Source organism: Alphaproteobacteria bacterium (assembly GCA_030740435.1).
In the GTDB taxonomy this organism is placed as follows: domain Bacteria; phylum Pseudomonadota; class Alphaproteobacteria; order UBA2966; family UBA2966.
This window is the reverse complement of the sequence record JASLXG010000153.1, coordinates 1-10,773: the sequence shown is the minus strand read 5'-3', so window position 1 is coordinate 10,773 and position 10,773 is coordinate 1. Positions and strand designations below refer to the sequence as shown.

The window sequence follows — 10,773 nt, the reverse complement described above, 5'->3', positions numbered from 1 at the left end:
AGGACATAGTCCGCCATGGCCGCCGTCGGCGACATGAAGAGATCCGAGACGACTAGCAAGTCAAGCGCCCCGAGGGCCTCGAGCGTGGTGTAGGTGTCCTCCAGCCCGACCAGCGGATTGCACGACGTCCAGAGCGCCCGCACCGGGTAGGGCTGGCCGGTCAGGATGGCGTCGATGACCTGGCGCGGGTGGGGATAGGCCGTGGTCACGGCCTTTGATCCGGCCAGCAGGGGGAACTTGTCGACGCTCAGCATGTCGTCGAGATCGCGGCTCTGGCCGAGGCTCTGATCGGCGCCATAGTAGCCCGGCATGCGCACGCCCGAGGGTGGCAGGAAGCCGTTGCAGCCCTCCTGGTCGAGCTTGCCGGCAAGGGCCGGTATGAAGCCCATCAGCCTCAGCGTAGCGATCGAATTGCCGCCCATGGTGGCGCCGATGAAGGTATAAAGTCCGGGCTTCGATGCCTGGCTGAAAAGCCGTGCCGTCTCGACGATTTGGGCCGCCGGCACCCAGGTAATCTCGGCCACGCGCTCGGGCGGATACTTGGCCGCCCGGGCCTTGAGTTCGTCGAATCCCTCGGTCCATTGGGCCACGAAGTCGGCGTCGTACCAGCCCCGTTCGATCATTACGTTGATGATGCCCAAGGCCAGCGCGGCGTCCGTGCCCGGCCGCACCCTGAGCCACAGATCGGCGCTCTCCGTCGCCTTGATGGGGCGGGGATCAACAACGATGGTGCGGCAGCCCCGGCGTTGGGCGTCGCGCACGCGTTGGTCCTTGGAGCCGTTGGTCTCGGTCATGTTGACGCCCCAGAGAATGACCAGATCCGAGCCCTCGATATCGGTGAACGAGAGGTAGGTCAGCAGGTTGCCGAACGTCAGCACGTCGGCCGTCAGTTGCGGCGTGAAGCACTGGTGGGAATCGTGCTTGAAGAAGGTCGGGCTGGCGATGGCGTCGAGGAAGATGTCGTAGACGAAATAATCCTTGGGCGGCAGCGACTGGACGGAAACCGCCCGGGCGCCGTGCTCGTCGACGATGGCGTTGATGCGGCCGGCGATGTCATCGACGGCTTCCTCCCAGGTCACCCGCTGCCACTGCCCCGAGCCGCGCTCGCCGATCCGCTTCTGGGGATAGAGCAGGCGCTTGGGCGAGGTCGTCATGTCGATGGAGAATTTGCCCTTGGGGCAGAGGAAACCCTTGCTCAGGGGATGCTCGCGATCACCCGTGACGCGCAGCGCCTGGCCCGGTTCGGCATTGGCCAGCGCGCCCTCGGGCCGGCTCTCCGCGTCCGGCTCGTCGCCGGTTTCCACCAGCATGCCGCAACGCACCAGGCACATGCGGCAGGTGGTACGGGTGATGGTCATCGATCTCTCCTGACGCTGTCGTAAACCAATTGTGCGGCGGCCACGTCCTCGATGGCCAGACCCAATGATTCGAAAATGGTGATTTCGCCCACCCGGGCTTCTTTGCCGCCGGCCAGGGCTTCGCCGAGTTCGGCATGGATCTCGGCCCCGGCGAAGGTGACGTCGCCGGCTTCGACCTCGGCCCCGGCCCGCGAATCGACGTAGACCACACCCTGCATGGCGGCGCTGTCGAGCTCGCGGCCCTGGGCGCCGGCGTAGCCCACGGCGTTGACGTGGGCGCCTGGCTCGAGCCAGGCGCCTTCGAGGATGGGCTCGGTGGCCGGGGTGGCGGTGACGATGACGTCGGCGCCCGATACCGCTTCCCGGGCGTCGGCAACGGCCCGGGCGCCGACCTCGGCGGCCAGGACCTCGGCGTGGGCCGGGGTGCGGCTCCAGATCCGCACCTCGTCGAAGTCGCGCACCTGGCCCAGTGCCGCTATGTGACTGCGGGCCTGGACGCCGCTGCCCAGGATGGCCAGCACCCGGGCCTCGGGCGCCGCCAGCAGATCGGTGGCCACCGCCGACACCGCCGCCGTGCGCATCTCGGTGATCAAGCCGCCGTCCATTACCGCCAGGGGCACGCCTGTGGCGCGCTCGAAGAGCATGATCATGGCGTGATGGGTGTGCAGATCCCGCTCCGCGTTGCCGGGGTAGAAGGTCACCAGTTTGACCCCCATGGCCTGGGAAATCGCCGGCATCAAGAGAAAGAACCCGCCTTCCTCCTCGACCGTCAGGGTTTGGCGCACGGGCTGGATGACCTGGCCGGCGGAAAAGGCGATCAGGGCCTCTTTCATGGCCGGGATCAGCGTTTCCCAGTGTAACGCCGCCTGCACCTGATCCCTGTCGAGGTATAGCATCATGTTGCACTGTCCTCCCCGGCCCCGCCCGACGCCGCCTGATATGCCACCAGCCTGGCCCTGAGTTCGTCGTCGATGGGCCGCGGCCGGCCGTCGTTCATGCTGATCACCACCAGCGTCGAGCGCGCCTCCAGGCGGCGCTCGCCCTCGACCCGGCCGACATAACAGACGCGCAGCGAGCTGCGCCCGATGTGTTCGAGATAAAGCGTGATCTCCAGCGGATCGCCGAGCCGGCAAGGCGCCATGAAAGTGCATTCGGTCTGGGCTGTCGGCGTGCCCAGTTGCCGGCCCAGCACGAAGTCGGCGTACTTGATGCCCAGCGCCTGGGTGAACCATTCCTCCATCACCGCCTGGAACATCTCGAAGTAGCGCGGAAAAAAGACGTAGCCGGCCGGGTCGGTGTGGGTAAAGCGCACCGGCAGGCGCAACGTGAATGGTGTCAGGCTGATCGATTCCTGGGCGTCCGGCGGCATGACTTCAGGCCCTGGCTGCGGCCGCCGGGCGCACCTGCATGACCGTGGGAATGGTCAAGATCATGAGGATGGCGATGGCGGAGAAGACGAGTTGCGGATTGCCGATGTCGAGCACATAGCCGAGGATCAGCGGCACGCTGGCGGAGCCGAGGTCAAGGGCCGAATAGACGAATCCGAAGACCCGGCCGGCCTTCCCAGGCGGCGTCACCTTGCGCACGATCATGTCCCGTGAAGGCATGGTCATGCCGAGGAAGAAGCCGGAAAAGGCCATGAAACCCAGCACCATGATGGGGGCGATGGCACCCGAGGCGATGCCGGCCATGAAGGCGCCGGCCAGGAACATTCCCGACATGGCGACCCGGTTGTGACGGTCTGTGCGGTCGGCGGCAAAGCCGCCCAGCAGCACGCCGGCGGCGGCGGCAATCAAAAAGCCGGTGAGCGCCCAGCGCGCCAGCTGGGGCGAGAGCCCGTAGAAACCCATCATTCCGGGCACGCCGAAATTCTCGATGCCGATCAGCGACATGGCCAGCAGGGCGAAATAGAAGAAGCAGAGCACCACCGAGGGCGAGGTCAGCAAACGGGCGTCGGCTAAAATTCCGCCCTCATGATCGGCCTTGCCGTCCGCCGCCATGTCCTCATCGAGCTCGGCCGACCCCAAAACAAGGTATACCGCAAAGCACAGCCCCATCAGGCCCGCCACGAAGAGCGCCGTGCGCCAGTCGTAGAGATCGGCCAGGGCGCCCAGCAGGGGAAACGGCACGGCCCAGCCCAGATTGCCGCAAAAGGCGTGGATGGCGTAGCCCTTGCCCAGACGGGAAGGATCGAGCTTGTTGGTCAGCAACGAGAGATCCGAGGGATGGAAAACGCTGTTGCCCAGGCCAGCCACGATGGCCATGGGGATCAGCGCCTGATAGCTCGGGGCGAAGGCGAACATCATCGTGCCCAGGCCGCAGAGCGCCATGCCGGTGACCAGCACCGGTCGGCCGCCGACGCGGTCGACGAGAAAGCCGGCCGCCGCCTGGCTGATCCCCGAAGTGCCGTAGAGGACGGCGGTGAGAACGCCGAGCTGCAGGAAGGAAAGGCCGAATTCCGCCTTCAGCGGGATGAATACGGCCGGCAGCACGAGTTGGAAAAAGTGGCTCAGGCCATGGGCCACGCCGATCACGCTCATGACCTTGACGTCATGGCCGAGGCTGGAGGAGGTGGCTGCCATGTACTCGAATACTCTATTATCTTGCGGTCCGGGCGCCGGACCGCCGGACCGCCGATGGTGACGGCCCGGGCGGCAAATATCAAGGCACGGGGAGGCCGGGTAAGTGGAGGAGCGTGCAAAACGAGAAGCGGCCCGGCGGCTGTTGCAGGATTGCGTGGTCTGCGACATGACCTTGCCCACGATCGAGATACCGGGCGCCGACCTGGAAAAGAAGGCCGAGGCGCCGGGCCGCTTTGCCGCCCAGGGCTTCGACTTCGTCAGCCTCACGGTAGCCGTCGACGATGCCGATATGGCGGAAGCCATGCGCCTGATCGCCCGCGAACGCCGCGCCATCGAGGCCCGTCCCGAGGCCTTCGTGCTGGTCGAAAGCGTGGCCGACATCAAGCGCGCGCGGCGCCAGGGCAAGCTGGGCATCGGCTTTCATTTCCAGGGCACAGGCCCGGTCGGGCGCAACCTCGATCTGGTGGCGCTTTACTACAAGCTCGGCATCCGGCACATGCTGCTGGCCTACAACCAGCGAAACTTGGTGGGCAACGGTTGCCACGAGCTGGCCGACGACGGCCTCAGCCGCTTCGGCTTCGAGCTGATCGCCGAGATGAACCGGGTCGGCATGCTGGTCGACGTGGCGCATTGCGGCTTGCAAACCTCGATGCAGGCCATCGAGGCCTCGGCGGCGCCGGTCATCGTCAGCCAGGGCAACGTCAAGGCCATCTTCGAGCACCCACGCTGCTACAGCGACGACCAGATCAAGGCGCTGGCGGCCTCGGGCGGCGTCATCGGCCTCACCGGCATCGGTATTTTCATGGGTGACAACGACACCTCCGCCGCCACCTATGCCCGCTCGCTGGACTACGTGGCGCAATTGGTCGGGCCCGATCACGTGGGTTTCGGCTTCGATTATTTCTACGACATGCCGGCCCTGATCGCCTTCTCCCAGACCATGGCCGAGCGCTTTCCCAAGGAGGGCGGCTACACCCGCTCCGACGCGGCGCAGATGGAGCCGGAGCAGGTGGTCGAGGTCGTCGCGGAACTGGCCCGCTTGGGCTGGGGCGACGAGGATCTGCGCAAGATCGTCGGCGGCAACTGGTTCCGGGTGATGAGCCAGGTATGGAATTAATGGCGGCGCCTAGGTTGATGGTAGGGGATCAAAATGAAGAACAGGACTTTCGGGCGTTCGGGGATCGAGGTGCCGGAGCTGGTGTTCGGCGGCGGCTTCGTCGGTGGCTTGCTGCTGCACGCCGACGACGAGACCAAGCGCCAGGCCATCGGCCGGGCCCTGGCGGCCGGTATCGACTGGATTGACACGGCGCCGATGTACGGTATGGGCGAATCGGAGAAGGCGTTGGGCTGGCTGCTGCGTGAAGTCGAGACGGTGCCGCGCGTCTCGACCAAGGTTTACCTCGATCTCGAAGGTCTCGACGACATCGCCGGCCAGGTCGAACGCAGCCTGGCGACCAGCCTGGAGCTTTTGCAGATGGAGCGCGTCGAGCTTTTGCAGCTGCACAACGCCATCGGGCCCAAGACCGATGCCGGTCACCTCGGGGTTGACGATGTAATGCGGCCGGGCGGTGCCCTCGAGGCCCTCGAAGCCATGCGCGACCAGGGCCTGGCGAAGCTCGTCGGCATGACGGCGCTGGGCCAGGCACCGTCGATCGTCCAGGTACTGGAAAGCGGCCGCTTCGCTGCCGCCCAGGTCTACTACAACCTCCTGAATCCCAGTGCCGGGCGCGACATGCCGCCAGCCTGGCGGGGCCACGACTTCGGCGGCATTATCCCCGCCTGCCGGCGTAACGGAGTGGCGGTGATGAATATTCGCGTTTTTGCCGCCGGCCTGATCGCCACCGAGATGCGCCACGGTCGCGAGATGATCGTCACCGAGGACACCACAATTGCCGAGGAGGAAAGGCGCGCCCGGGCCGTGTTCGCCGAACTGGGTGACGAATACGGCAGCCGGGCCCAGACCGCCGTGCGCTTCTCGCTGGCCAATCCCGACATCGCCTGCGTCATCTTCGGCCTGGCCGAACTCGATCATTTGGAGCAAGCGCTAGGCGCGGCCGAAATGGGGCCGCTGCCGGCGGCTGCCCTGGCCCGGCTGGAGGCGCTTTACGAAAGCGACTTCGGGGCTGCCTAAGGCAACCTGGCCAGCGCCGCGGCGATGGCCTTTTGCTGCCTGGCCGTGGGCTCCTGCATGGGTGCCCGCGGCCGGCCGGCTTTGACCCCTTGCAGGCTCTGGGCGTACTTGGTGCAGGCCGGCAGGCAGTCGCCGGGCATGGCGTTCCATAGCCTGAGCAGACCTTCATGCAGCTTTCGTGCGCGGCCGTGGTCGCCGGCCTGGACGGCATCCCAGAGCGCCACACAAGGCTTGGGCGCGGCGGCCAGGATGGCGGCGATGGCGCCGTCGGCACCGAGTGCGAACGAGGGATACAGCAGCGCATCGACGGCGCTGAAGATGCGCGACCGGCGTGGTGCCGTCATCACCAGATCGGCCAGCAGCTTCATGTCGCCGGCACTCTGCTTGACGCCGGCCACTTGTGGCACTTTCCTCATGATGCGTACCAGGAGCTGGGGCGAGAGGTAGGCCCAGGGCACCACGTTGTAGATCAGGATGGGCAGGCGCACGGCCTTGGCCACATCGGCGAAGTGGCGCAGCATGTGGTCGTCGTCGGGCCGGAAGAGGTAGTGGACCGGTGTGATCTGCAAGGCCGCCACGCCCAGGTCGGCCACCGCCTGGCCGCGCTCGATGGCTTGGGCGGTGGAATCGACGATGATGCCGGCGATGACGGGGACATCGTCCGCTTCCTCGACGGCGATGGCGACCAGGCGCCTGACCTCGTCGGTGCTAAGCGTATGGCCCTCTCCGGTGCTGCCGCCCACCGCCAGACCGTGGGCGCCGCATTTCGTGAGAAAACGCACCTGGCTGCGGAAGGACCTCTCGTCGATGCTGCCATTGGCGCGAAAGGGCGTTGTCATGGGCGGCACGATGCCACCCAGGGCGGCGGCGGCGAAGCGAGGTCGGTGGGCCATGTCTGGATTCTCCGGAAATTCTCCAGGCGCTATCATAGAAGATGGATGGCGCTCGCCCAAGGGCGCCGCATGGTGCATGATAGTTCCGCATGGGAGTTGGGATGTGAGCACGGATACCGCCATCGATGGGCGCACCGCGGGGGAAATACGGCCCAACCCGGTGCTTGTCGAGCACCTACTGGATTATTTCCGGCGAGTCGGCACGGCGCGTTCGGTGATCGCGCTGAGTTTGCTGGCGGTGGCCATTTCCATGCTGCTTTCCTATTCCAGCTACCTGATCTTCGACCCCCAGATGTTCGGTGCTCCGCTGGCCGTCGGGCTGCCGGTGCTGGCGCCGGCGTTGGTGGCGCCACCCACGACTTGGCTGGCGCTTTCGGCCTATCACCGGGCTTGGCAGGCGGAACAGATCCTGCGCCAAAGCCAGATCAACTATCGTGATCTCTTTGAAAGTGCCCAAGTCGGTCTGGCGCGGGCTCGCATCAGCGATGGCTCCATGCTCGACGCCAACGGCCGGGCGGCCGAGATCTTCGGCTACGATTCCCGCCAACACTTCATCGCCGAATTCATCGCCTCGGAGCACTACGTCGATCCCACGGTCAGGGAGAGGATGGTTGCCGAGGGATTGCGCAGTGGTAGCGTGCGGGGCCTCGAGATAGAGGTTAGCCGCCGCGACGGCTCCACGGCCTGGCTGCTCGTCGACGTCACGTTTTCTCCCGAACAGGGCTACATGGAACCCGTCTTCGTCGACATCACCTTGCGCAAGGAGCAGGAGGAACAGGCCCGGCGCTTGCAGGCCGAACTGACCCACGTCTCGCGCCTCTCCCTGATCGGTGGTATGGCGACCGAGTTGGCCCACGAGTTGAACCAGCCGCTGTCGGCCATTGCCAGCTACGCCAACGGTTGCATCAGGCGCTTGGCTCTCGAGGAGCGCGAGTCCACCGAGATTCTCGAAGCCTTGCGGAAGATTGCCGAGCAGGCCCACCGGGCCAACGAGATCATCACCCGCACGCGACACTTCGTGCGCAAGGAGGAGCCGAATCTGGTGCCCTGCGACGTCAACGCCATCATTCGCGAAACTTTGGCGCTGCTGGAGATCGAGGCCCAACGCCACGGCGTCACCATCGATCTCGACCTGGCCCTGGCGCCGGCCCTGCCGATGGTGATGGCCGACAGCATCCAGATGCAACAGGTCATCCATAACATCGCCCGCAACGGCATGGAAGCCATGCGCGACGCCGCGGCCGCGCCGCGTCTGCTGAGCATCTCGACGCGGGCCACGAACACGCCGGGGGCGCCGGGGGCGCCGGGGACGCAGGGGCTGGAGGTCGCCATCAAGGATACCGGCGACGGTCTCTCGATCGAGGCTCGGGCGCATCTCTTCGAGCCCTTCTATTCGTCCAAACCCCAGGGTGTGGGCATGGGGCTTTCGATCTGCCGCAACATCCTCGACAGCCACGGCGGCCGCCTCTGGGCCCGACCCGACCAGGATGGCGGCGCCGTCTTTTGTTTCAGCCTGCCGGCCACAGAGAGTGATAGCCGAGTGATAGCCAAATGATTGCCCTGACGACAAGCCAACAAATCGTCTACGTCGTCGACGACGATCCAGCCATTCGCGATTCGCTGCAATGGTTGCTGACGTCGGTCGACTTCAAGGTCCAGACCTTCTCGTCGGGGCAGGAATTGCTCGATCGGGTGACGCCCGATCTGCCGGGCTGCCTGCTCATCGACGTCCGCATGCCAGGCATGAGCGGCCTCGAGCTGCAAAACGAACTCCTGGTCCGTGGCATCGACTTGCCCGTCGTCATCATCACCGGCCATGGCGATGTGCAGATGGCGGTGCGGGCGATGAAGGCCGGTGCGATTGATTTCATCGAAAAGCCCTTCAACGACCAGGAGATCCTCGAGGTCGTGCAGCGCGCCGTCGACCGCTCGGTCTCGGACGTCGAGAGCAGCGCCGCCAGAGACCAGGTCGAGGGCCGAATAAAGTCGCTGACGCCGCGGGAAAGGCAGGTCCTGGATCTGGTGGTTACCGGGCTGCCCAACCGCTCCATCGCCAAGGAACTCGGCCGCAGCGAAAAGACCGTCGAATTCCACCGTGCCAACGTGATGGAGAAGATGCAGGCGAAATCCTTGGCAGACTTGATGAAAATGGTCATGATGGTGGGCGAAGCTGGGGGTAACCCCTAAGTTCATTAGGATATCCCTGGAAAATTGCTCGACTTTTGCCCGAGCGGGCGCTATTTTCTCGCGCCGAAAGGCAGGAAGACCGGCACGTGCCGCCGTTGTGAGGACGGAACGCGTGACGGGCGAAACGGTTGTTGGGAACCGGAGTTTGTCCATGACCAAGCTGCAGCCCCGAGTGACGAGGCCGCAAGGGCTCACAGAGGAGCCTCAGGAAATCGCCGCGCCGGCGCCGCGGCGTCGCGAATTCAACGACATGCGTTTTCAAGTCGTCGATCAGGCTACCCAGCTCGACTTTGTCGACACCACGCGCCAGCCTGTCTTCGAGATCCTGAAAAAGGTATCGAGGCTGAGCAAAGCAGCCAGGACGGGCTCACCGCGGCCGACCTGGAGGCGGCCCGGGACACGCCGCTTTACGGTTTGCTGCTCGAGGCCATCGAGAACATGTCGGTGGGCTTTATCCTCTTTGACCATGACGACCGGCTGGTGCTTTGCAACAGCCGCTATCGCGATTTCTACGCTCCCATCGCCCACCTGCTCGAGCCCGGCAAGACCTACGACGAAATTGCCGATGCGGTGCTCGATTTCGCCGCCCGTGCGCCCGAGCCAGTGCGTACCGACGGCTGGGTGCGCGGCGGCCGCAGCGCCTCCGGGAGCACCGGCTTGGCGGCCGGACGCTGGCTGGAATCCCGGGGCGAAGAGCTCGACGGTGGTGGCCACCTCACGCTGCACAGCGACGTCACCCGGCAGAAGCAGCACGAGATCGAGTTGGCCGAAGAGATCCGGCGTCTGCAGGCCGATCGCGATCGGGCCGCCGGGATGGTGGCCGATCTCGAGCTTTCGCTCTCGCTATTGCGCGGCGGGGCCGAAACGCTGCGCCAGGAAGCCGGCGGCCGCAACGGCCTCTCGGCCCTGGCCGATGACCTCAGGATTGCCGTGCAGCGCGGCGACGAGGTGCTGCTCGATCTGGCCGAAGTGACGGCAAACGACCGCCAGTCGATTCGCCCAGTCAACCTCAACGACCAGCTCGTCAGCCTGCAGCCGCTGCTCGAGAGCACCGCCGGAGGGAGCCTCGACGCCGAGCTGCGCATCGATAACCGGGTCTACGACGTCGAGCTCGACGTCAACGCCTTCGCTCGTCTGGTCCTGGAGTTGGTGGCGCGGGCGCGCGACATCATGACCGACGGCGGCCTGTTGGTGATCGGCGGCGCCAACGTCAGCCTGATCGGCGAGATGGCGGGAGCTGACGGCGCCGCCATCGGGCCCCACGTCATGGTCTCACTGAGCGATGAGGGTGCGGGTCTGAGCCAGGCCGAGATCACGGCCGTGCTAGAACATCCGCTCGACACCGAGGTTACCATCGGCGGCAGTGCCGACAGCCTGGTCGCGGCCCGGCGATTCGTCCGCCAATGCGGCGGCATCACCCGCTTCGAATCGAGCGCCGATCAAGGCACCACCATCGAGCTCTATTTCCCGAGGTATTTTCCGGCGGGCTAGGGTCCGTTGACAATTAACGCAAATCAATGATGGTGGCGACGAGGCTCAAGTTTGCGGCATAGCTTGTGTCGGTTTTGTCGTAGCGCGTAGCAATGCCCCGGAATTCCTTGATCTTGGCGAAATAGTTCTCG

At 65.5% G+C, this 10,773-nt stretch carries 11 protein-coding genes; 5 read left to right on the top strand and 6 right to left on the bottom strand.

What is annotated here, in order from left to right; translation table 11 throughout:
• The 4 genes from QGG75_15805 to QGG75_15790 form a co-directional block, all read right to left on the bottom strand.
• A partial coding sequence (locus QGG75_15805) for a molybdopterin-dependent oxidoreductase (GenBank protein ID MDP6068700.1) occupies positions 1-1,358 on the bottom strand: 1,358 nt, incomplete at its 3' end.
• A complete protein-coding gene (locus tag QGG75_15800; protein MDP6068699.1) occupies positions 1,355-2,257 on the bottom strand; it encodes an ornithine cyclodeaminase family protein in 903 nt (300 codons plus the stop codon). The genes QGG75_15805 and QGG75_15800, both read right to left, overlap by 4 nt.
• The gene (locus QGG75_15795; GenBank protein ID MDP6068698.1) at positions 2,254-2,727 is read right to left on the bottom strand and encodes a thioesterase family protein; all 474 of its coding nucleotides are present in this window, start codon (positions 2,725-2,727) and stop codon (positions 2,254-2,256) included. Before QGG75_15795 ends, QGG75_15800 begins: the two co-directional genes overlap by 4 nt.
• Before the next feature lie 4 nt (positions 2,728-2,731).
• Positions 2,732-3,940, bottom strand: coding sequence for an MFS transporter (locus QGG75_15790; protein ID MDP6068697.1), 1,209 nt, complete (start codon positions 3,938-3,940; stop codon positions 2,732-2,734).
• Between the two features lie 103 nt (positions 3,941-4,043).
• Between QGG75_15790 and QGG75_15785 the strand changes: the two genes are divergently transcribed.
• Positions 4,044-5,057, top strand: a complete 1,014-nt coding sequence (locus QGG75_15785) for a membrane dipeptidase (protein MDP6068696.1) — start codon at positions 4,044-4,046, stop codon at positions 5,055-5,057.
• Positions 5,058-5,090: 33 nt separating this feature from the next.
• Entirely contained in the window at positions 5,091-6,071 is a 981-nt protein-coding gene (locus QGG75_15780) for an aldo/keto reductase (GenBank protein MDP6068695.1), read from the top strand.
• Here QGG75_15780 and QGG75_15775 read toward each other — a convergent pair.
• On the bottom strand, positions 6,068-6,964 hold the full coding sequence (locus QGG75_15775) for a dihydrodipicolinate synthase family protein (GenBank protein ID MDP6068694.1): 897 nt from the start codon (positions 6,962-6,964) through the stop codon (positions 6,068-6,070). The two genes, QGG75_15780 and QGG75_15775, sit on opposite strands and share 4 nt — an antisense overlap.
• Before the next feature lie 103 nt (positions 6,965-7,067).
• On the opposite strand from QGG75_15775, the gene QGG75_15770 reads away from it, so the two are divergent.
• The 3 genes from QGG75_15770 (at position 7,068) to QGG75_15760 (ending at position 10,642) form a co-directional block, all read left to right on the top strand.
• A complete protein-coding gene (locus QGG75_15770) occupies positions 7,068-8,519 on the top strand; it encodes an ATP-binding protein (GenBank protein ID MDP6068693.1) in 1,452 nt (483 codons plus the stop codon).
• Positions 8,516-9,151, top strand: coding sequence for a response regulator FixJ (gene fixJ, locus QGG75_15765; GenBank protein MDP6068692.1), 636 nt, complete (start codon positions 8,516-8,518; stop codon positions 9,149-9,151). Before QGG75_15770 ends, fixJ begins: the two co-directional genes overlap by 4 nt.
• A gap of 414 nt (positions 9,152-9,565) precedes the next feature.
• The gene (locus tag QGG75_15760; protein ID MDP6068691.1) at positions 9,566-10,642 is read left to right on the top strand and encodes a PAS-domain containing protein; all 1,077 of its coding nucleotides are present in this window, start codon (positions 9,566-9,568) and stop codon (positions 10,640-10,642) included.
• Positions 10,643-10,655: 13 nt separating this feature from the next.
• Here the strand turns inward: QGG75_15760 and QGG75_15755 are convergent.
• A partial coding sequence (locus QGG75_15755) for an IS5/IS1182 family transposase (protein ID MDP6068690.1) occupies positions 10,656-10,773 on the bottom strand: 118 nt, incomplete at its 5' end.